This window comes from Nitratireductor sp. WH36-1 (genome assembly GCF_058725515.1).
The window spans coordinates 1,560,293-1,581,739 of sequence record NZ_CM178970.1 but is presented as its reverse complement, the minus strand read 5'-3'; the positions used below and the strand labels follow the sequence as shown (position 1 = coordinate 1,581,739).

General features: G+C 62.5%; 23 protein-coding genes. 16 read left to right on the top strand and 7 right to left on the bottom strand.

Annotation, left to right across the window (positions count from 1 at the left end):
* The first annotated feature begins 95 nt into the window (after window positions 1–95).
* Both AC4PTT_RS07560 and AC4PTT_RS07555 read left to right on the top strand, forming a co-directional pair.
* The gene (locus AC4PTT_RS07560) at window positions 96–530 is read left to right on the top strand and encodes a PaaI family thioesterase (protein ID WP_492162425.1); all 435 of its coding nucleotides are present in this window, start codon (window positions 96–98) and stop codon (window positions 528–530) included.
* 100 nt (window positions 531–630) lie between these two features.
* A complete protein-coding gene (locus tag AC4PTT_RS07555; RefSeq protein ID WP_113155680.1) occupies window positions 631–957 on the top strand; it encodes a hypothetical protein in 327 nt (108 codons plus the stop codon).
* Between the two features lie 64 nt (window positions 958–1,021).
* Here the strand turns inward: AC4PTT_RS07555 and AC4PTT_RS07550 are convergent, their stop codons facing one another.
* From AC4PTT_RS07550 to AC4PTT_RS07535, 4 genes are all read right to left on the bottom strand, one after another.
* Window positions 1,022–1,510, bottom strand: a complete 489-nt coding sequence (locus tag AC4PTT_RS07550) for a CreA family protein (protein ID WP_206554176.1) — start codon at window positions 1,508–1,510, stop codon at window positions 1,022–1,024.
* 100 nt (window positions 1,511–1,610) lie between these two features.
* Window positions 1,611–1,829 carry a DUF6500 family protein gene (locus AC4PTT_RS07545; RefSeq protein WP_492162424.1) on the bottom strand — a complete coding sequence of 73 codons (219 nt, stop codon included), beginning with the start codon at window positions 1,827–1,829 and terminating at the stop codon, window positions 1,611–1,613.
* Window positions 1,830–1,955: 126 nt separating this feature from the next.
* Window positions 1,956–2,684 (bottom strand): hypothetical protein, encoded by a 729-nt coding sequence (locus tag AC4PTT_RS07540; protein WP_492162423.1) that lies wholly within the window; start codon window positions 2,682–2,684, stop codon window positions 1,956–1,958.
* Between the two features lie 60 nt (window positions 2,685–2,744).
* Window positions 2,745–3,362 (bottom strand): TetR family transcriptional regulator C-terminal domain-containing protein, encoded by a 618-nt coding sequence (locus AC4PTT_RS07535; RefSeq protein WP_492162422.1) that lies wholly within the window; start codon window positions 3,360–3,362, stop codon window positions 2,745–2,747.
* A gap of 270 nt (window positions 3,363–3,632) precedes the next feature.
* On the opposite strand from AC4PTT_RS07535, the gene aptA reads away from it, so the two are divergent.
* The 8 genes from aptA to AC4PTT_RS07495 all read left to right on the top strand — a co-directional run bounded on the left by aptA (window position 3,633) and on the right by AC4PTT_RS07495 (window position 11,833).
* Window positions 3,633–4,961 carry an omega-aminotransferase AptA gene (aptA, locus tag AC4PTT_RS07530; protein WP_113155683.1) on the top strand — a complete coding sequence of 443 codons (1,329 nt, stop codon included), beginning with the start codon at window positions 3,633–3,635 and terminating at the stop codon, window positions 4,959–4,961.
* A 1-nt stretch (window position 4,962) separates the two neighbouring features.
* Complete coding sequence (locus tag AC4PTT_RS07525; protein WP_090327048.1) at window positions 4,963–5,256, top strand: cupin domain-containing protein; 294 nt, start codon at window positions 4,963–4,965, stop codon at window positions 5,254–5,256.
* A 13-nt stretch (window positions 5,257–5,269) separates the two neighbouring features.
* Window positions 5,270–6,520, top strand: coding sequence for a Zn-dependent hydrolase (locus AC4PTT_RS07520; protein WP_492162421.1), 1,251 nt, complete (start codon window positions 5,270–5,272; stop codon window positions 6,518–6,520).
* Window positions 6,521–6,571: 51 nt separating this feature from the next.
* A complete protein-coding gene (hydA, locus tag AC4PTT_RS07515) occupies window positions 6,572–8,023 on the top strand; it encodes a dihydropyrimidinase (RefSeq protein ID WP_206554178.1) in 1,452 nt (483 codons plus the stop codon).
* A 15-nt stretch (window positions 8,024–8,038) separates the two neighbouring features.
* Window positions 8,039–8,863 (top strand): ABC transporter ATP-binding protein, encoded by an 825-nt coding sequence (locus AC4PTT_RS07510; RefSeq protein ID WP_113155686.1) that lies wholly within the window; start codon window positions 8,039–8,041, stop codon window positions 8,861–8,863.
* A 159-nt stretch (window positions 8,864–9,022) separates the two neighbouring features.
* Complete coding sequence (locus AC4PTT_RS07505; protein ID WP_206548159.1) at window positions 9,023–9,949, top strand: ABC transporter permease; 927 nt, start codon at window positions 9,023–9,025, stop codon at window positions 9,947–9,949.
* Window positions 9,946–10,806, top strand: coding sequence for an ABC transporter permease (locus tag AC4PTT_RS07500; protein WP_206543923.1), 861 nt, complete (start codon window positions 9,946–9,948; stop codon window positions 10,804–10,806). The genes AC4PTT_RS07505 and AC4PTT_RS07500 overlap by 4 nt, the downstream gene beginning before the upstream one ends.
* A 43-nt stretch (window positions 10,807–10,849) precedes the next feature.
* Window positions 10,850–11,833: an ABC transporter substrate-binding protein gene (locus tag AC4PTT_RS07495; RefSeq protein ID WP_206543924.1), complete on the top strand. Its 984-nt coding sequence runs from the start codon at window positions 10,850–10,852 to the stop codon at window positions 11,831–11,833.
* 111 nt (window positions 11,834–11,944) lie between these two features.
* On the opposite strand, the gene AC4PTT_RS07490 is transcribed toward AC4PTT_RS07495, so the two are convergent.
* Window positions 11,945–12,730 (bottom strand): helix-turn-helix domain-containing protein, encoded by a 786-nt coding sequence (locus AC4PTT_RS07490; RefSeq protein WP_492162420.1) that lies wholly within the window; start codon window positions 12,728–12,730, stop codon window positions 11,945–11,947.
* Between the two features lie 231 nt (window positions 12,731–12,961).
* Between AC4PTT_RS07490 and pobA the strand changes: the two genes are divergently transcribed.
* From pobA to AC4PTT_RS07465, 5 genes are all read left to right on the top strand, one after another.
* Window positions 12,962–14,134, top strand: coding sequence for a 4-hydroxybenzoate 3-monooxygenase (gene pobA / locus AC4PTT_RS07485; RefSeq protein WP_492162419.1), 1,173 nt, complete (start codon window positions 12,962–12,964; stop codon window positions 14,132–14,134).
* Window positions 14,135–14,194: 60 nt separating this feature from the next.
* Window positions 14,195–14,593, top strand: coding sequence for a 4-carboxymuconolactone decarboxylase (gene pcaC, locus AC4PTT_RS07480; protein ID WP_492162418.1), 399 nt, complete (start codon window positions 14,195–14,197; stop codon window positions 14,591–14,593).
* The gene (gene pcaH, locus AC4PTT_RS07475; protein WP_206543928.1) at window positions 14,590–15,330 is read left to right on the top strand and encodes a protocatechuate 3,4-dioxygenase subunit beta; all 741 of its coding nucleotides are present in this window, start codon (window positions 14,590–14,592) and stop codon (window positions 15,328–15,330) included. The genes pcaC and pcaH overlap by 4 nt, the downstream gene beginning before the upstream one ends.
* Window positions 15,330–15,944 carry a protocatechuate 3,4-dioxygenase subunit alpha gene (pcaG, locus tag AC4PTT_RS07470; RefSeq protein ID WP_206554183.1) on the top strand — a complete coding sequence of 205 codons (615 nt, stop codon included), beginning with the start codon at window positions 15,330–15,332 and terminating at the stop codon, window positions 15,942–15,944. The genes pcaH and pcaG overlap by 1 nt, the downstream gene beginning before the upstream one ends.
* A 107-nt stretch (window positions 15,945–16,051) precedes the next feature.
* Window positions 16,052–17,116, top strand: coding sequence for a 3-carboxy-cis,cis-muconate cycloisomerase (locus AC4PTT_RS07465; RefSeq protein WP_475081421.1), 1,065 nt, complete (start codon window positions 16,052–16,054; stop codon window positions 17,114–17,116).
* Window positions 17,117–17,604: 488 nt separating this feature from the next.
* Here the strand turns inward: AC4PTT_RS07465 and paaZ are convergent, their stop codons facing one another.
* Window positions 17,605–19,635 carry a phenylacetic acid degradation bifunctional protein PaaZ gene (gene paaZ / locus AC4PTT_RS07460; RefSeq protein ID WP_492162417.1) on the bottom strand — a complete coding sequence of 677 codons (2,031 nt, stop codon included), beginning with the start codon at window positions 19,633–19,635 and terminating at the stop codon, window positions 17,605–17,607.
* Between the two features lie 18 nt (window positions 19,636–19,653).
* Window positions 19,654–20,892, bottom strand: a complete 1,239-nt coding sequence (locus AC4PTT_RS07455; RefSeq protein ID WP_492162416.1) for a cytochrome P450 — start codon at window positions 20,890–20,892, stop codon at window positions 19,654–19,656.
* A gap of 115 nt (window positions 20,893–21,007) precedes the next feature.
* On the opposite strand from AC4PTT_RS07455, the gene paaI reads away from it, so the two are divergent.
* Window positions 21,008–21,445, top strand: coding sequence for a hydroxyphenylacetyl-CoA thioesterase PaaI (gene paaI / locus AC4PTT_RS07450; protein WP_492162595.1), 438 nt, complete (start codon window positions 21,008–21,010; stop codon window positions 21,443–21,445).
* Window positions 21,446–21,447: the final 2 nt, after the last annotated feature.

The following is a 21,447-nucleotide window of genomic DNA, read 5'->3' as shown; positions in this document are numbered from 1 at the left end:
CTCAGGGCGGGGGAACATGCCCTCACAGAAAACGTGTAACAAAAAAGCTTGAAACTTGCAATATTTTGTAACGCTTTTTGGCGACGGGAGAAATGATGAGCGAAACGGCGATCGAAAAGAACGCGCTGACGGCCGCGCGCGACACGCTTGCAACGGTTTTCGCACCGTGGATTGCAGCGCTTGAGATCGAGGCGCTCGCAGCGGACGAAACGGGCGTGGAATTCCGCCTGCCGGAAAACCGGGACCTTGCGCATGCGGGCGGCGTGATCTGCGGGCAGGCAACGGCTTCTGCGGCCGACACATGTGCGGTGGCAGCGCTTTCCGCCGCCAATGGCCGCTTCCGCACCTGCACGACGGTGGACATGACGACGCATTTCATTCGCCCGCTGAAACCCGGCCCCGTGGCGATCCGCGTCGAGGTGCTGTCGAATGGACGGCGCATGGCCTATGTGCGGGTGGAGATGCGCGCTGAAGGCGACGCACGCCTCGCCTTCACGGCAACCGGCGCCTACGCTTATCTTGACGGCTAAACTTCCAAGGATCTGCGTTTTATTTCGAGTGACAGATCAATCGGAATTAAAGTAGCCTGATCCGGCAATTCTCGCTGCAATTACGCTGTGGAGGAAAGTCATGATCAGGTCACTTGAAGATTTCGACGAGTTCTGCGGGGACGACCAGAAGCTCGACACATCGCACCTTTCGATCCTGAGCAATGAGGAAATCTCGTTTTTCAGGCATTGCCTGGACTTCGACGAGAACGGCTTCGTCTCGAAAATCTACTTTGGCGATCTGGCGAAAGCCGGCCTCAACGATTTCCAGATCGCAGACGTGGCGGCCCTTTTCGGCATTGACGAAAAGCGCTTCAAGCGCACCTATCACGCCTTCGGCGATGGACAGGGAAACTGCATTCACAGGGCTTACTGGTGGTGCCCTTACGACAGGCCACGCGCGGTCTGAGGATGAGAAAACGAGGCGAAAGCGGGCGAAACGCGTTGCGCCCGCTTCGCACCAGCAGAGAAGACTATTCCCCCTCTTTCCAGACCGCATCCTGCCCGTAGAGCGGCACGGTGGAGATCGCCATCTTGGCCGAACCGTCCTGCACCTGGCGGGCGTGGGACAGATAGATCAGCGTGTCGTTGGCCTCATCATAGATGCGCTTGACGACGACCGACTTCCAGATGAGCGACTGGCGCTGTTTGAACACCTCCTCACCACCGTCATCCATCTCGATATCGCCGATGACGATGGGACCGGTCTGGCGGCAGGAGATGGAGGAGTTGGACGGGTCCTCGAACCAGTTGCCCTTCTGCAAACGGTCGATCACGCCGCGATCGAAATAAGTGACGTGACAGGTCACGCCCTCCACTTTCGGGTCATTGACGGCTTCGATGATGATGTCGTTGCCGAGCCAGTCGACACCGATTTCGCCCACCTGCTCGGCGGATGCGGGAGCTGCGATGAAAACGGACGCGATGAATGACGCGGCAAGGGTCGGAAGGGAGAAACGCATGGCCTGTCTCGAACGGTTCAAACTCGGATGCCCCCAATATGGGGACTGACCGGCGCAAATGGAATGCACCGGCCAGACGAACCGCTTGAAAGACAGCTGGTTATTTGCCGGACCGGATCATGTCCCGGATCTTCATCGCCTTTTCGAAATGATCGAGCGCATGCGTCCTGATCCACCATTCCGCTGCTTCCATGAGAAGCTCCGGATCGTCATTCCTGTTGGCGAAGAAGGCATAGAAAGAGAGCCCGACGCCCTCACCCTTCTTCGCGATTTTCTCTTCGCAGATCGCGATGGCTTTCGCCCTGAGTGCAGGCCGCATGTGAGTGCTCCGGTTGAGTTGGGACCGGGCGTTTAACAGCTGTGCGGCGCAGAGGCAACGCGCCTGATCGCATCCGAACAAGGCTGGCTGAAACCATCGAGCCAGCCTCTTCGGGGAAGGCTCGGGTCAGCTGAGTTCGACACCGCTGTTGCGGGCGATCTGCGCCATCAGGGCTCCTGCGATTACCGCATGGGTTTCGTTTTCCGTACCGTAGTGGGACTTCTGCTTTCCCCATGCGGAGATATGCGGATGGTAGTCGTAATTGGACACACCAAGCGCACGGATTGAAGCTTCCGCCTCACGACCAAAGACCACCACATGGACCGGTTTGACCGCTTCCATCTCCTTCTTGAAGACCTTGTCTTCAAGCGCCCGGGTCTCGGCAGTTTTGAGGCTGTTCTTCGGATGGATGTAGATTTTCGAGGCATCGGTGAGATAGACGCCATGACCGGAACGACAGATCGCTTCGACTGACGGCCAGAGCTTGCCGTTGTGAGCGGCTTTTGGTGCCTCCGGGTTACTGAAACCCCAGGGGGTTGCCAGAGTGAATTGTCGCTTCCCCTTGCCTTCAACCGGACTCCTTAAGGGATCCTGCGCGATCAGCGCAAAAAAGCGCCCATTCCAATTATCCGGCGTAAAGGTAATCGGCATATCGTAGCCGGCGCAGATGTCGTCAGCCTTTCCCTGCTCAAATTTGGCAACATCAGCGGGAATGTACGGCCAGGAAACGGGTTTCGCCCCGCTATACTGCTTTCGAAAATCAGCTCCTGCCCCAAGAAGAAAATCAATGTCGAACAAATCGCCCTGAGAGAATTTAACAACATCCTCCCAAATACCCGCTTTGCAAAAATTCAAGTCCAAATCCCCCTTGGCAAAAAAACGACGCAAAATCTGCTATCGCAATCTTGCCGTTACTTACTCCAAAAACAACCCCTCCAGAAACCGCGCGGCATCCTCGAAACGGCCCTCGCCACCGCGCTTTTCGCCGAGGACAGCGCGTACCTGGACGTCGAAATCGGCGTAGTGCTGGGTGGTCGCCCAGATGGCGAAGATGAAGTGATAGGGATCGCTCTTCTTTAGCCGCCCCTCGCGCATCCATGCGGCGATGACGGTCGCCTTCTCGTCCACCAGCTCCCTGAGCTCGCCCTCAAGCAGCGGAAGGATGCGCGGCGCGCCCTGCAGGATCTCATTGGCGAAAAGCCGGCTCTCACGCGGAAAGTCGCGCGACATCTCCATCTTGCGGCGGATGTAGGAGCGGATTTCCGACTGTGGGTCGCCCGCCGCATCCATGGCGCGCAGGGGGGCGAGCCAGGTCTCCATGAGACGCTGAATCAGGGTCGTAAAAATCTCCTCCTTGTTCTTGAAATAATAGAGGAGATTGGGCTTCGACATACCCGCCTCATCGGCGATCTGATCGATGGTCGAACCACGGAAACCGTGCCTGGAAAAAACCTCAAGCGCCGCCTCTCCGATCAGCTCGCGTTTCTCGCGCTGGATGCGGGTGCGTTTGGGGCGGACAGCGGGCTCGTCCATCAGGCTGCCGTTCCATGGGCTGCGGGGTCGTTTGCGCGCGTGCGACAGCGGCCATCAAGGCCGTGTAAACGACGCTTCTGGTCCAGCCGATTAGTCCACTGTGGAATGCGCCGGCGCAAGGACATTTCCCCTACTATACTCTTGACCGCCCACATGGCGGTGTTAACGTTTGTCCAAACGGTCAAAAATTTCGTAGCATAACTATGTGCGAACTACCAAGCATTGACCGGGATAAGCCGAGCGCAACAAACAATCAGGGGAAGCTTGGTCATGCTCGACAGGCAAAACAAGAGGCCGAACGACCTATCCGCGTTCTGGATGCCGTTCACTGCGAACCGGCAGTTCAAGGAAACGCCACGGATGCTGGTCGCAGCCAAGGACATGCACTTCACGGCCGAGGACGGCCGCAAGATCATGGATGGCACGGCGGGGCTGTGGTGCGTGAACGCCGGGCACTGCCGGCCGAAGATCACCGAGGCCATCCAGAAACAGGCCGCAGAGCTGGACTATGCGCCCGCCTTCCAGATGGGCCATCCCATCGCGTTTGAATTCGCCAACCGGCTGGCCGCGATGGCCCCGGAGGGCATGGACCATGTGTTCTTCACCAATTCGGGCTCGGAGAGCGTCGACACGGCGCTGAAGATCGCGCTTGCCTATCACCGGGTGAAGGGGGACGGCTCGCGCTTCCGCCTGATCGGCCGCGAGCGCGGTTATCATGGCGTGAATTTCGGCGGCATCTCGGTGGGCGGCATCGTGTCCAACCGCAAGATGTTCGGCACGCTTCTGACGGGCGTCGACCACATGCCGCACACGCATCTGCCCGGCGAAAACGCGTTCACGCGCGGCGAGCCGGAGCATGGCGGCGACCTGGCCGACGAGCTGGAGCGCATCGTTGCACTGCATGACGCATCGACGGTGGCAGCGGTGATTGTCGAGCCGGTGGCCGGTTCCACGGGCGTGCTGATCCCGCCGAAGGGCTATCTGAAGCGCCTGCGCGACATCTGCGACAAGCACGGCATCCTCTTGATCTTCGATGAGGTCATCACCGGTTTCGGCCGCCTCGGCGCGCCGTTTGCTGCGGATTATTTCGGCGTGGTGCCGGACATCATGACCACCGCCAAGGGCGTGACCAACGGCGTCATCCCGATGGGCGCGGTGTTCGTGAAGAAGGAAATCCACGACGCCTTCATGAACGGGCCGGAGCACCTGATCGAGTTCTTCCACGGCTACACCTATTCGGGCAACCCGATTGCCTGTGCGGCGGGTCTGGCAACGCTCGACACCTATCAGGAAGAGGGGCTGCTCACGCGCGCCTCGGAGCTTGCCGACCACTGGGCCGACGCGCTGCATTCGCTCAAGGGCGAGCCGCATGTGATCGACATTCGCAATATCGGCCTTGTCGGCGCGGTGGAGCTGGAGAGCATTCCCGGCGAACCGACCAAGCGCGCCTTCTCGGCCTTCCTCAAGGCCTATGAGCGCGGGTTCCTGATCCGCACGACGGGCGACATCATCGCGCTTTCACCGCCGCTGATCATCTCCCGCGGCCAGATCGATGAGCTGATCGACAATCTGCGCGACGTTTTGAGGATGATTGACTGATATGGCGACGGAACGCGAAAAGGCCACCCATGAGGTGCTGATCGAGGACGAGCGCGTGCGCGTGACCCGCTGGGATTTCGCGCCGGGGGCGGAGACCGGCTGGCACCGCCATGGCATGGACTATGTCATCACCACGCTCACGCCCTGCGCTTTCCATCTGGAAATGCCGGGCGGCGAAACCGTGCACAACAACCTTGAAGCGGGCGTTTCCTACCGCCGCGACGAGGGCGTGGAGCACAATGTCATCAATGGCGGCGACAAACCGATGTCGTTCGTCGAAGTCGAATTGAAGTAAGGGAATACGCAACATGGCCGCACCGGGCGAGAACTTAAAGATCAACGCCGACCGCCTCTGGGATTCACTCATGGAGATGGCGAAGATCGGGCCCGGTGTGGCCGGCGGCAACAACCGCCAGACACTGACGGACGAAGACGGCGAAGGCCGCAGGCTCTTTCAGAAATGGTGCGAGGAAGCCGGGCTCGAAATGGGCGTGGACGAAATGGGCACCATGTTCGCGACACGCGCAGGCACCGACCCGGACGCCCTGCCCGTCTATGTGGGCTCGCATCTCGACACCCAGCCGACGGGCGGCAAGTATGACGGCGTGCTCGGCGTTCTGGGCGGGCTCGAAGTCATCCGCTCGATGAACGATCTGGGCATCAAGACCAAGCACCCCATCGTGGTGACCAACTGGACCAATGAGGAAGGCACGCGCTTCGCCCCGGCCATGCTGGCGTCGGGCGTGTTTGCCGGCGTGCATGAGCGCGACTGGGCCTATGACCGCACGGATGCTGACGGCAAGCGCTTCGGCGACGAGCTGGAGCGCATCGGCTGGAAAGGCGACGAACCCGTTGGCCAGCGCAAGATGAAGGCCTTCTTCGAACTGCACATCGAGCAGGGCCCGATCCTTGAAGACGAATTCGTGGATATCGGCGTTGTCACCCATGGGCAGGGCCTGTGGTGGCTGCAGGTGACGCTGACCGGCAAGGAGAGCCACACCGGCTCGACGCCGATGCCCAAGCGCCGCAATGCCGGGCTCGGCATGGCGCGGGTAACGGAACTGGTGCACGAAGTGGCGATGGACTACCAGCCGAACGCCGTGGGCGCCATCGGCCATGTGGAGGTCTACCCCAATTCCCGCAACGTCATTCCGGGCAAGACGGTGTTCACCGTCGACATCCGCTCGCCCGACGAGAAGACGCTGAACAGCATGCGCGCGAAGATCGAGGCGGGCATCGAAACCATCTGCGACGCGCTCGACATCAAGTTCGAGATCGAGCCGGTCGGCCATTTCGCACCGGTCACTTTTGACGAGGGCTGCGTGAAGGCGATCCGCGACGCCGCCGAACGGCTTGGCTATTCGCATCGCGACATCGTTTCGGGCGCTGGTCACGACGCCTGCTGGATCAACCGCGTGGCGCCGACCGCCATGGTGATGTGCCCCTGCGTCGACGGGCTTTCGCACAATGAGGCGGAAGAGATCACGAAGGAGTGGGCGCAGGGCGGCGCGGATGTCCTGTTCCATGCCGTGGTGGAAACGGCGGAGATCGTCGAATGATCTGACGATCCTGCATATCCGCCGAGGACAACACAATAAGAGGGGAAACTCATGTCCAAGGTCATCAGAAACGGAACCATCGTCACGGCCGACCGGACGTGGAAGGCCGACATTCTCGTGCAGCATGACAAGATCGTGGCGATCGGCCACGATCTACATGGCGATCACGAGATCGACGCCACCGGCTGCTATGTGATGCCGGGCGGGATCGACCCGCACACCCATCTCGAAATGCCCTTCATGGGCACCTATTCAAGCGACGATTTCGAAAGCGGAACACGCGCCGCCGTTTCCGGCGGCACCACCATGGTGGTGGATTTCTGCCTGCCCTCGCCCGGCCAGTCTCTGCTGGAAGCGATCCAGATGTGGGACAACAAGTCGACCCGGGCGACCTGCGACTATTCCTTCCACATGGCGATCACCTGGTGGGGCGAACAGGTTTTCAACGAGATGCCGCAGGTGGTGGAAAAGGGCATCACCTCCTTCAAGCACTTCATGGCCTACAAGGGCGCGCTGATGGTGGACGATGACGAGATGTATTCGTCGTTCCAGCGCTGCGCCGAGATTGGCGCACTGCCGCTCGTTCATGCCGAGAATGGCGATGTGGTCGCGCAGCTTCAGGCAAAGCTGATGGAGGAAGGCAATAACGGGCCGGAGGCGCACGCCTATTCGCGCCCGCCCGAAGTGGAGGGCGAGGCCACAAACCGCGCCATCATGATCGCCGACATGGCGGGCACGCCGCTTTATGTGGTGCACACGTCCTGTGAACAGAGCCATGAGGCGATCCGCCGGGCGCGGCAGAAGGGCATGCGCGTTTACGGCGAACCGCTGATCCAGCATCTGGTGCTGGATGAAAGCGAATATGCCAATGCCGACTGGGACCATGCGGCGCGGCGGGTGATGAGCCCGCCCTTCCGCAACAAGCAGCATCAGGATTCGCTGTGGGCGGGGCTGCAGGCAGGCTCGTTACAGGTGGTGGCAACCGACCATTGCGCCTTCTCCACCGAGCAGAAGCGCTATGGCGTTGGCGATTTCACAAAGATCCCGAACGGCACGGGTGGACTGGAAGACCGCATGCCGGTGCTCTGGACACGCGGGGTCAACACCGGGCGGCTGACCATGAACGAGTTCGTCGCCGTCACCTCCACCAACATTGCGAAAATCCTCAACATGTATCCACAGAAGGGTGCGATCGTTGAAGGCGCGGACGCGGACATCGTGATCTGGGACCCGGAAGCCACGAAGACGATTTCGGCAAAGAGCCAGCAATCGGCCATCGATTACAATGTGTTCGAGGGCATCGAGGTGAAGGGCCTGCCGAAGACCGTTCTGTCGCGCGGCGAGATCGTGGTCGAGGATGGCGTGGTCAAAGCGAAGCCGGGCCACGGAAAATTCGTGGCGCGCGAACCGCATATGGCGGTGAACAGGGCGCTGTCGCAATGGAAGGAAGTGACCGCGCCACGCAGGGTGGAGCGGACGGGCATTCCGGCAAGCGGCGTTTAAGGGGGTACGGATCCAGTGAACGCCAACCCAGCCATTCGCCAGGAAGCGTCCTCCCCTCAAACCAGCCAGCCCGTCGTGGAAGCCAAGGGGCTTGGCCTCACCTTCGAGACCAATGACGGGCCGGTGCGCGCGCTCGCCGATGTGGACCTGACCATCAACAAGGGCGAGTTCGTCTCCTTCATCGGCCCATCGGGCTGCGGCAAGACCACGTTTCTGCGCGTGATCGCCGATTTGGAGCAGCCGACCGCCGGCGAGATCCTCGTCAACGGGATGACGCCGGAAGAGGCCCGCCGCAAGCGGGCCTATGGCTACGTGTTTCAGGCGGCGGGGCTCTTTCCCTGGCGCACCATCGAGCAGAATGTCGCCCTGCCGCTGGAGATCATGGGCTATTCGCGGGCGGAGCAGAAAGAGCGCGTGCACCGCACGCTCGACCTGGTGAACCTTGCGGGCTTTGAGAAGAAGTTCCCATGGCAGCTCTCCGGCGGCATGCAGCAACGCGCCTCGATTGCGCGGGCGCTGGCGTTTGACGCCGACCTTCTTCTCATGGACGAGCCGTTCGGCGCGCTCGACGAGATCGTGCGCGACCATCTGAACGAGCAGCTTCTCGAACTGTGGGCGCGCACCGGCAAGACCATCGGCTTCGTGACACACTCGATACCGGAGGCGGTTTATCTGTCGACGCGCATCGTCGTCATGTCGCCACGGCCCGGCCGCGTGACGGACGTGATCGTTTCGCCCCTGCCAAGGGAGCGGCCGCTCGACATCCGCGAAACGCCGGAGTTTCTGGAGATCGCACACCGGGTGCGCGATGGGCTGAGAGCGGGGCATGGGGATGACTAGAAGATTGTCCACCGCCAGCGCTGCCCCTCATCCGCCTGCCGGCACCTTCTCCCCGCGCACGGGGAGAAGGACGAAGCGGCCCCGTCTATGCCCCCTTCTCCCCGCCTGCGGGGAGAAGGTGAGGATGAGGGGCGAGCGCCCCGCCCCAAAGGTGACGCCATGACGGCGGCGGCGGGAACGGCGCCGGCGGGCGCCACAACGCCCTTCTTTCGCCGTGCGGTGGAGGGCAAGACGCTGCCGATCCTGATCGTGCTCGGCGTCATCGTTCTGATCTGGTACGCCTTCACCGTCTATCTGAACGCGCCATGGCAGATCGACGCCTATGAGCGCGCGGGGACGGAATGGACAGCCGCCGATCTCGTGCGCGATACGATGGCGCAGGAGCGGCCCGTGCTGCCCTCGCCGCATCAGGTGGTGGCGGAAATCTGGAAAACCACGGTCGGCACGCGGCTCACCTCCAAGCGCAACCTGTTCTATCACGCCTGGATCACCCTCTCCTCCACCCTGCTCGGCTTCGTGATCGGCACCGCGCTCGGCGTGCTGCTGGCCGTGGGCATCGTGCACAACAGGGCGATGGACAAATCGGTCATGCCCTGGGTGATCGCCAGCCAGACGATCCCGATCCTGGCGGTCGCGCCAATGATCATCGTGGTGCTGAACGCCATCGGCCTCTCGGGCCTTCTGCCCAAGGCGCTGATTTCCACCTATCTGTCCTTCTTTCCCGTGGTGGTGGGCATGGTGAAGGGTTTCCGCAGCCCCGAAGCCTTCCAGCTCGACCTGATGCGGACCTACAATGCCAGCGGCGCACAGACCTTCTGGAAACTGCGCTGGCCAGCCGCCCTTCCCTATCTCTTCACCTCCATGAAGGTGGCGGTGGCGATCAGCCTTGTGGGGGCGATTGTCGGCGAACTGCCGACGGGTGCTGTTTCGGGCCTCGGCGCGCGGCTTCTGGCCGGCTCCTATTACGGGCAGACGGTGCAGATCTGGTCTGCCCTCTTCATGGCGGCCGCACTCGCCGCCATTCTGGTGGGCGTGGTGGGCATCGGCCAGCGCATGGTGATGGCGCGGATGGGAGAAAAGCCATGAACTGGGCGCTGACGGGAGCCTTTCTTTTCTGGGCAGGGGCCTGGGCGCTCAATGAGTGGCTTGCGCGGCTCAACCCGCGCTCGGCATCGGCCAAACGCGCGCTCGGCATTCTGATCCCGGCCATTTTCGGCATCACGCTTCTGGTTGTCTGGGAAGGGCTGGTGCGCGGCTTCAACATCTCGCCCGTGCTTCTCACACCGCCAAGCGCCATCTGGGCGCGGCTGGTCTCCTCCGTTCCAACCCTGTGGGCGGACTTTCAGCAGACCTTCCTGAAAGCGGTGCTGATCGGCTACGCCATCGGCTGCGGCGCGGGCTTCCTGACGGCCATCGCCATCGACCGCTCGCCCTTCCTGCAGCGCGGCCTGATGCCGCTGGGCAATTTCGTCTCCGCGCTGCCGATCATCGGCGTTGCGCCGATCATGGTCATGTGGTTCGGCTTCGACTGGCCCTCCAAGGCAGCCGTCGTGATCATCATGACCTTCTTTCCCATGCTGGTGAACACGGTGCAGGGGCTGACCGCCTCTACCGCCATCGACCGCGACCTGATGCGCACCTATGCATCATCCTACTGGCAGACGCTCTTCAAGCTGCGCCTGCCGGCAGCGGCCCCCTTCATCTTCAACGCGCTGAAAATCAATTCCACACTGGCGCTGATCGGGGCCATCGTCGCCGAATTCTTCGGCACGCCGATTGTGGGCATGGGGTTCCGCATCTCAACCGAGGTGGGGCGCATGAACATCGACATGGTGTGGGCCGAGATTGCCGTTGCCGCACTCGCCGGTTCGCTCTTCTATGGTGCGGTCGCGCTTCTGGAGCGCGCTGTCACCTTCTGGCATCCATCCATCAGGAGTGGATAATCACGGCCGTGAGGAGAACGGCCCAATCAAAGAGGGAAGCGAAATGAAACACGCAGTCACAGGCATATTTTCCGGCGCGCTGATGCTCGCCGCTTCGCAAGCTCTTGCAGCCGACGACGTGACCCTGCAGCTCAAATGGGTGACGCAGGCGCAGTTCGCCGGCTACTACGTCGCCAAGGATCAGGGTTTCTACGAGGAAGAAGATCTCAACGTCGAGATCAAGCCCGGCGGTCCGGACATTGCGCCCGTTCAGGTGCTGGCCGGCGGCGGCGCGGACGTGATGGTGGACTGGCTCCCGTCAGCACTGGCCGCACGCGAAAAAGGCGTGCCGGTGGTCAACATCGCCCAGCCTTTCGCCCGCTCTGGCCTCACCATGGTCTGCCGCAAGGAGACCGGCATCGAAAAGCCGGAAGACTTCAAGGGCAAGACGCTCGGCACCTGGTTCTTCGGCAATGAATATCCGCTCTATAGCTGGCTGTCGAAGCTCGACCTGCCGCGCGACGGTTCCGAAAACGGCGTGACCATCCAGAAAATCGGTTTCAATGTCGACCCGCTTTTGCAGAAGCAGGCCGACTGCATCACCGCCATGACCTACAATGAATACTGGCAGGTGATCGACGCCGGGCTGAGCGAAGACGACATCGTTGTGTTCAACTACACGGACGAGGGCGTGGCCACGCTCGAAGACGGGCTCTATGTGCTGGAAGACAAGCTTCAGGACCCTGAATTCGTGGACAAGATGGCGCGCTTCGTGAAAGCGTCCATGAAGGGCTGGATGTGGGCCAAGGACAACCCGGATGAGGCGGCGCTCATCGTGCTCGACAATGATGCGACCGGTGCGCAGACCGAAAAGCACCAGAAGCGCATGACGCGCGAGATTGCCAAGCTTCTGGGCGACAGCCCGACGCTGGATGAAGCTGCTTACCAGCAGACCGTCGACACGCTGCTGCAGGGCGGTTCCGATCCGGTGATCACCAAGGAGCCGGAAGGCGCATTCACGCACGACATTTCCAACAAGGCGATGTGATGGCTGGCCGGGCTCGACGCCCGGCTGACAACACAACCCATGCTTTTCCAGGGAAGAGGCGAAAAGGAAGGGGCCAAGCGGCCCCTTTTCTTTGTTCTGAACCGGAGCCTTTCAGGCGGCCATGCGCCGACGTTCCGCCTCGCGATACGCGCCGGGCGTAGCGCCTGTCTGCCGCCGGAAGAAGCGATTGAAATAGGCAGGGTCCTGAAAACCCAGCGAATAGGCGATGGCCTGCACCGGGGTTGGCGTGAACACCAGATCACGACGCGCCACATCGAGCAGGCGGCGGGCGATGAGCTGCGAAACGCTGACGCCGGCCTCCTGTCTTGCGATGCGGTTCAACTGTGCAACGGAAACGCCGACCCGCCCGGCGTAGAAACCAACCGGACGATGCTCGCGAAAATGCGCGGCGATCAGCGTATCGAGCGCCTCCATGCGTGCATTGTCCCGCGTCGACATGGCTTTCTTCGGCAAGCCGGCCCTTGCGCCAAGACGCGCCAGCCAGACCAGAACCTCCGTCAAAAGCGCATCGAGAATGAGATCGCGGCCAATGTCCCTTCGCCCGTTTTCGGCGTGAATGCGCCGCAGGAGACGCCCCACCTGCGCACCGCCCTCCCCGGTGGAAGCATCAGGCTCGCCCAGCGGAACGATACGGGTGGAGGCGAAGAAATCGGCAAGGGTCCGGTCGGCGGCGATGGGCAGGGAAAGCCGGTCTGCCAGAACCGTGGTCACCAGCCCTTCGGACTGGCCGAGAAAGCGGAAGCCATGTGCAGCGCCGGGCGGAATGAAAAGCGCGCAAGGGGCGGTAAAATGACAATCGGCCTGTCCTTCGACCATCATGATGCCCTCGCCCTCCGTCACCCAGAATATCTGGAAAAGCGCGGAATGGCGGTGCACCGAAATTTCCCAATTGTGCAGTGAACTGCGAACGGAGAGCGTTTCGCAATGCAGCCAGAAATCAGGAGATTCGCCTGTTTTTTCTTGGTAAAGTCTGTAATTCGGTATCGATCTCTGCACCGCCCCCCTCCCGCACGATGCGCGAATAGTGCAATCGTTTGCCGGAAATGTCCATTGCCGCGCCCGGCGGAAACAACCACTCTTCGCGATGCAATTGGGAGGATTGCCATCGTGCGGACTCAGGTCGCCATCATCGGCTCCGGCCCGGCCGGGTTATTATTGGGGCAGCTCTTATCGCGCGCCGGGATCGACAATGTGATTCTGGAGCGCGCATCCAGAGCGCATGTGCTTTCGCGCATCCGCGCCGGCGTTCTGGAGGAAGGCACCGCCGCCATGCTGGACGAAGCCGGCGTTGGCGCACGCATGCGGACCGAGGGCCTGCCGCATGACGGTTTCGATCTGGCCTTCGACAATCGCCGCCACCGGGTCGACCTTCACACGCTGACCGGCGGCAAACGGGTTCTCGTCTACGGGCAGACCGAAGTCACTCATGATCTGATGGACGGGCGCGACGCCATCGGCGCGCAGACGGTCTACGAAGCGCGGGACGTGCAGCCGCACGGTTTCGATACCGACACCCCTTCCGTGACTTATGAGAAAGACGGCCAGACGCACCGCATCGCCTGTGATTTCATCGCCGGCTGCGACGGGTTTCACGGCATTGCGCGGCAGTCCATCCCGCATGAGGCGCTGGAGACGTTCGAGCGCATCTACCCGTTTGGCTGGCTTGGCATCATCGCCGACGTGCCGCCGGTGGGCGACGAACTGATCTACGCCAATCATCCGCGTGGCTTTGCCTTATGCTCCATGCGCTCCACCACACGCAGCCGCTACTATGTGCAAGTGGCCGCCGATGAGCGCGTCGAGGAATGGACGGATGCGCGCTTCTGGGACGAGATCCGCCGCCGCCTGCCGGAAGCCACAGCCGAGGCCATGACCACCGGCTCCTCCATCGAGAAATCCATCGCGCCATTACGCTCCTTCGTCGCCGAGCCCATGCGTTTTGGCCGATTATTCCTCGCCGGCGACGCGGCGCATATCGTGCCGCCAACCGGCGCAAAGGGCCTGAATCTCGCTGCGAGCGACGTGCGCTATCTCTTTGATGCGCTTCGAGAATATTACATCGAAAACTCCACGGCCGGCCTCGACGCCTATTCGCAGAAGGCGCTGGCCCGCGTGTGGAAAGCGGAGCGGTTTTCGTGGTGGATGACCAGCACGCTTCACCGCTTCCCCGATCAGGGCACATTCGGCCAGCGCATCCAGCATGCGGAGCTCGACTATCTGTTCCAGTCGCGCGCAGCACTTACCATGCTCGCCGAAAACTATGTCGGCCTGCCCTTCTGATCCCCTGCCATTAGAACACCCGACCCTGTGGTCGGGCCCCAGACTACCAAGGAGAATAGCATGTCCAGCAAGGAAGAAAGCGCCCGACACAAGGAGGGCATGAAGACGCGTCGCGCGGTGCTGGGCGATGTCTGGGTGGACAATGCGCAAGCCCGCAAGACCGCCTTCGACGAGCCTTTTCAGGAACTCATCACGGAAGCCGCCTGGGGACATGTCTGGTCGCGGACCGAATGGACAAAGCGTGAGCGCTCGATGGTGACCATCGCTCTTCTGGCAGCGCTCGGACAGGACGAGGAACTGGCCATGCATGTGCGCGCCACCGCCAATACGGGTGCGAGCGCGGAGGATCTGCGCGAGGCCATGCTGCACGTGGCCATCTATGCCGGCGTGCCTGCGGCAAACCATGCAATCAAGATCGTCAAGCAGACGCTTGCGGCGATGGAGGAAGACAAGGCATGAAGAACCAGAGACCGGAAACCGGCGGCTTCTTCCAGCGTGACCGGGCCTGGCAACCGCCAGCGCTGACCCCGCTTTACAAGACATCCGTCGTGCGCTCGCCGCAGAAAGCGCCGATCGCCTTTCCGCACACGCCGTCTGAGATCACCGGACCGACATTCGGGCACGGCATTCTGGGCGCGCTCGACAACGACCTGACGCTGAACCATGCACGCTCCGGCGAAAGCGCGATTGGACCGCGCATCATCGTCTATGGCCGGGTTGTGGACGAGAATGCGCGCCCCGTTCCCAATGTTCTGGTCGAGTTCTGGCAGGCCAATGCAGGCGGCCGCTACCGGCACAAGAAGGACGGCTACCTCGCTCCGCTGGACCCCAATTTCGGCGGCTGCGGGCGCACCATCACCGACGAGGACGGCAATTATTCCTTCCGCACGATCATGCCGGGAGCCTATCCCTGGCCGAACGGCATCAATGACTGGCGGCCGGCGCATATCCACTTCTCCGTGTTCGGACACGGTTTCGTGCAGCGCCTGATCACCCAGATGTATTTCGAGGGCGATCCGATGATCTGGAAATGCCCGATTGTCGGCACCATTCCCGACCGCAGGGCCATTGAGGGGCTGATCGCTGCGCTCGACATGGAGGCGACCGTGCCGATGGATGCGCGCGCCTACAAGTTCGACATCGTTCTGCGTGGCCGCCGCTCGACCCTTTTTGAAAACCGCATGGAGGGCAATTGATGGCCCAGGATCTCAATCGCCTGAAGGAAAGCGCGTCGCAGACCGCCGGCCCTTACGTCCATATCGGCCTGACGCCGAATTTCTGCGGCATTGAAGGCATCTTCCCTGAAGATCTCGGCGCATCGCTCGTCAGCGACCAGACGAAGGGCGAGCGCATCAGCGTGGTGATCCGCGTGTTTGACGGAACAGGCTCGGTTCTGAAGGACGCGCTGGTGGAAACCTGGCAGGCCGACGCCGAGGGGCTTTACAACTCCCCTTCGGAGACGCGCGGCGCGGCGGACCCTGCCTTCAGCGGCTGGGGGCGGTTTCCCTCCGACATGGAAAGCGGCGAAATCCGCTTCGAGACGATCAAGCCCGGACCGGTTCCCTTCCCCGGTGGACGCATGATGGCGCCGCACATCAATCTCTGGATCGTGGCGCGCGGCATCAATCTGGGGCTGGCGACGCGCCTGTATTTCGGTGACGAAGAGGCAGCAAACGCCGAGGACCCGGTGCTCGCGCGGATCGAACATCGAAACCGCGTGCCGACGCTGATCGCCAGCCGCGACGGCGACGTCTACACGTTCGACATCCATCTCCAGGGGGAGAAGGAAACGGTGTTCTTCGACATCTGAACGACACCCCGCTTTCTTTTTTGCCGCATCAACCTGCCGCCGGGCCAATCGCCCGGCGGCAGATGTGTTATTGAGCTACTCAGAACGCCAACCGGGACATTTGCCGCATGACCATCTCCGTGTTCGATCATCCCATCCTTTCAGGCCTGCTTGGCGATGAGGAGCTCGCGCATCTCTTTTCCGCGCGGGCGGAACTCGACGCGATGCTGAAATTCGAGGCCGCGCTTGCCGAAGCCGAAGCCGATGAGGGCGTCATTCCGCGCCCGGCGGCGGAGGCGATCACCGCGACGCTAGCGCGTTTCAGCCCGGATGTGGCCGGTCTGAAGGCCGGCGTGGCGCAGGACGGGGTGGTCGTGCCGGCGCTGGTCAGGGAATTACGCGCAGCCCTTCCCGAAGACGTCAGGGCGCATCTCCATTTTGGCGCGACCAGCCAGGACGTGATCGATACGGGATTTGCGCTGCGGGCGCGCGATGCGATGGCGATCCTTGCGCGGCGGCTTGCCGGGCTGATCGACGCGCTGGCGGCGCTGGAGACGCGGGACGGACAGACCAAAGTGATGGCGCATACGCGCATGCAGGCCGCCATTCCCGTTTCCGCCAGCCGGAAAATCCGGTCATGGCGCGAACCGCTCATCCGCGATGTGCGACGGCTGGAGACGGTTCAGGGCGACATCGCGGTGCTGCATTTCGGTGGCGCAGCCGGCACGCTCGACAAGCTCGGCCACAAGGGCGAGGCCGTTGCCGGGCGGCTGGCGGCACGGCTTGGCCTTGCGCAGCCTGACCATGCCCGCCACAGCGAGCGCGACGGGATCGCCGCTTTTGCCTCCGTTCTCTCGCTGATCAGCGGAAGCCTCGGCAAGATGGGGCAGGACATCGTGCTTGCGGCACAAAGCGAAATTGGCGAGATCGAACTGGCGGCGGGCGGCGGATCTTCCGCCATGCCGCACAAGAAGAACCCGGTCGCCGCCGAAGCGCTGGTGACGCTCGCGCGCTTCAACGCCACGCTGGTGGGTGGCGTGCATCAGGCGCTGGTGCATGAAAACGAACGCTCCGGCGCGGCATGGACGCTGGAATGGATGCTTCTGCCGCAGATGGTTGTCGCAACGGGTGCGGCGCTGCTCAAGGCTTCGGAACTGGTGGACGGGCTGGCGTTCCAGGCCAGGAGCGTTTAGCGGGGCGCGATGTTCCCGGGCGTCCGTCGGCGCTCGCCCCTCACCCTTACCCTCTCCCCGCCAGCGGGGAGAGGGAGACCTTGACGTGGCGGGGAAATGTTCAGCCGATGGTGCTCCTGAGAAACGCAGCGGCGCAACGCTGCCTTCTCCCCGCAGGCGGGAGAAGGTCCCGGCAGGGGGATGAGGGGCGCTGCGCTGGTTCTCCAGAATGCCGGGGCGCTTTTTAACGTGCGGGTTGATTGGGAGAGATCTTCCGGTTTCGGTCGGCGCTCGCCCCTCACCCTTACCCTCTCCCCGCAGGCGGGGAGAGGTAGACCTCGACGTGGCGGGGAAATGTTCAGCCGGTGGTGCTCCTGAGAAACGCAGCGGCGCAACGCTGCCTTCTCCCCGCAGGCGGGGAGAAGGTCCCGGCAGGGGGATGAGGGGCGCTGCGCCAGTTCTCCAGAAAGCGGGAGGACATGGCAAAGGACGCCCCAAATCGCCCCACACTACATGGCGTTCATGGTCAGGAGTTCGTAGGCCGCAACCTGCTCGCCTTCCTGATTGTAGACGCCGACATCCCAGCGCACTTCGCCATATTCATCCTTGCGGCGGGTCTTCTGCTTGACCGTGAGGCGCACTTTCAGCGTGTCGCCGGGGGAGACCGGCTTCATGAAGCGCAGATTGTCGAGGCCGTAATTGGCGAGCACCGGGCCGGGTGCAGCCTCAACGAACATGCCTGCCGCGAAGGACAGAATGAGATAGCCATGGGCGACGCGGCCGGGGAAGAACGGATTGGCGGCAGCCGCCTCCTCGTCCATATGCGCGTAGAACGTATCACCGGTGAACTCGGCGAAATGCTCGATGTCCGCCAGCGTCACCTCGCGCGGACCGGCCCAGAGTGTGCGGCCGGGCTCCAGTTCGCCAAAGGTCAGGCGGAAGGGATGCGGCTCTTTCTCTTCAGTCGAAGCGCCAGCCACATAGCGGTTGGTGATGCCGGCGATCAGATCGGGGCTCGCCTGGATCGCGGTGCGCTGCATGTAGTGCATCACGCCACGGACGCCGCCCAGCTCCTCGCCGCCGCCGGCGCGGCCCGGACCGCCATGCACCATGTGCGGCAGCGGCGAACCGTGGCCGGTTGCCTCCTTGCCGGTGTCGCGGTTGGCGAAATAGAGCCGGCCATGGAAAGCGCCCGCGTCAAGAACCGCCTGCCGGGCAACCGCCGGATCATGCGTGAAGACCGAGGCGACAAGCGAGCCCTCGCCGCGATTAGCAAGCTTCAGCGCATGACCGAGATCGCGGTACGGCATGATGGTGGAGACGGGGCCGAACGCCTCGATGGAATGCAGCTTCTGAGCGCCATCAGGATCGTCGCAGGAGAACAGCATGGGCGGCACGAAAGCGCCCGCGCCGGCATCGGCATCGGTGACCGAAAAGGCATCCGGGTCGCCAAAGACACGGCGGGCCTCGGTGGCCAGAATGCCGGCCTTTTCAAGAACGTCGTCGCGCTGGGCGAGGCTTGCGAGCGCGCCCATCCGCACGCCTTCGCTGCGCGGATTGCCGACCACGGTCTTCTCAAGCCGGGCGATGAGCGCGTCGGTGACCGCATCGCGGTGCGCGTCGGGCACGAAAATACGGCGCACAGCGGTGCATTTCTGGCCGGCCTTGGCCGTCATCTCGCGGTGCACTTCCTTGATGAAAGCGTCGAATTCAGGCGTTCCGGGGGCTGCATCCGGCCCAAGCACCGAGGCGTTGAGCGAATCCTGCTCGGCCACGAAGCGGACCGAATTGCCGATGATCTTCGGGTTGGCGCGCAGCATGGATGCGGTGGAGGCGGAGCCCGTGAAGGACACCACGTCCTGACCGGTCAGGCGGTCAAGCAGGTCTCCGGTGGAACCCGCGATGAACTGAACCGCGCCTTCCGGGAACAGGCCGGATTCCACGATCATGCGGAAGCAGGCTTCAGCGAGCCACGCGGTGGCGGAGGCCGGTTTGACGATGGCCGGAACGCCAGCGATCAGCGTCGGCGCAAGCTTTTCCAGCATGCCCCAGACGGGGAAGTTGAAGGCGTTGATGTGGACGGCCACGCCCTGAAGCGGGGTCGCCACGTGCTGGCCAACGAAGTTTCCGGAGCGGGAAAGCTGCTCCAGCGCGCCATCCACATAGACCTTGTCATCGGGCAGCTCACGCCGGGCCTTGGACGAATAGACGAACAGCGTGCCGATGCCGCCATCAATGTCGATCATCGAGTCAGGCTTGGTCGCACCGGTCTCGTAGGAAAGCTCGTAGAGCGCTTCGCGGCGGTCGTTCAGATACTGCGCCAGCGCCTTGATGGCGAAGGCGCGGTCGTGGAACGTCATCGCGCGCAGCGCCGGCCCGCCCACTTGGCGGGCATGATCGGCCATGCCGGCGAAATCCAGCTTCTGCGAACCGAGTTCGGCAACCACATCGCCGGTGACCGCACTCCGCAGGGGTTTGAGATCGCCCGAGGGCGCAACCCACGCCCCTGCCGCATAGCTTTCAAGCCGCATCACGCTCATGGAAAACTCCTTTATTGATCAGCGCACCCGCGCCGGCAGCCGGGAGAAGCCGCGAAAGCGCACACGTCCGGTGCGTTCCGGCTCGCCCGTCATCCGGTAGTCGGGGAAACGTTTGAGAAAATGCGAAATGCCGATGCGCCCTTCCATGCGCGCAAGCGAGAAGCCCGCGCACAGATGAGGCCCACCGGCAAAGGCCAGATGCTTGTTGGGCCTGCGCCCCACATCAAGCCGGTCCGGATCGGCAAACTGGCGCGGATCGCGGTTGGCAGCACCAATGCACAGATGGATCGGCGTGCCCGGCTCCACGGTTTCGCCATGGAACTCCACCGGCTCCACCGCCATGCGGTTGCCGAGCTGGTTGGGGCTCTGGAAACGCAAGAACTCATCGACGGCCGTCGCGATCAGGTCCGGGTCGGCTTCAAGCCGCGCCTTCTCTTCAGGCCAGTGCAACAGCTCATAAAGGGCGTTGCCAATGAGGTTCGTGGTGGTCTCGTGACCGGCATTGAGGATGAAGATGCAATTCTGCAGAAGCTCCACCTCGGAGAGTTCTTCGCCCTCATTGCCATTGATGAGACGGGTCAGGACGTCGGTCGCCGGATCACCGGGATTGCGCCGGCGATCATCGGCAATCTCCTTCAGGAACGCCTTGAAATCGGTGACGGAGGTGTTGCCCCATTTGAGCTGCTCGTCGGTGAGAACCGGTTCGAGCGCACCAAGAATGGCAAGCGACCAGTCGCGCAGCGGCTTGCGCGCCTCGTGGGGAATATCGAACAGATTGCCGATCACCTCGATGGGGATCGCGGCGGCGAAATCCTCGATGAGATCGACCTCGCCCTTCTCTTCCATACGGTCGAGCAGGCCATCGACCAGCGTGATCAGACCCGGCTCAAGCGCTGCCAGCGCACGCGGCGTGAGCGCGCCCATCATGATCTTGCGCACCCGTGTGTGGAGCGGCGGATCGTTGAAGACGAGGCTCGTCGTGTGATGCTCGTAAAGCGGCGTGTCGCCGAACTTCGGCAGGAACTCGGCCTTCTTGTCGGAGGAAAAGGTTTTCGTGTCGCGATAGACGCGGTCGAGATCCTCATAGCGCGACAGCATGACCGAGCCGTCGGCGAAACGCTTCAGGGGCGCGTGCTCCAGAAGTGCGTGATAGACCGGAAACGGATCGTCCACGAAGCCCGCGGGCAGCGCCGTCAATTCAAAGTCCTCCGCCAGTTTCTCGCCATTGGTTGCAGCGTTGTCTGCCGTTTTTGTCATGCTCTCCTCCCGGAAGCGGCCCCACCGCCTCCTCTCAACAGCATTATTGACCGACCGGTCGGTTTATGCAAGTCTGCTTTCACCGACGCCGTTGGGAGGAGCCTAGATGTCACAAATGCAACTGTCTCCACAGGAGATCGCAGAGCGCAGCGCAGCAGCCATGTGGGCGCGCGACAACGCCTCGCAATGGCTGGGATGCAGCCTTGATGCGGTGGCGCCGGGCAGCGCCACCCTGTCGATGACGGTGGAAACGCACCACACGAACGGGCACGACATCTGCCACGGCGGCTACATCTTCACACTGGCGGATTCCGCCTTCGCCTTTGCGTGCAACTCCTACAACCAGATCGTTGTCGCGCAGCACAATTCCATCACCTTCGTTGCGCCCGGCGCGCTCGGCGACCGGCTTACAGCGGTGGCGCGCGAGGTGGCGCGGTTCGGGCGCTCGGGCATCTATGATGTTCGCGTGGAGAACCAGAACGGCAAAGTCATCGCGGAGTTTCGCGGCAATTCCCGCGTCATTGGCGGCAAGCATTTCGAGGAAGACGCCTGACG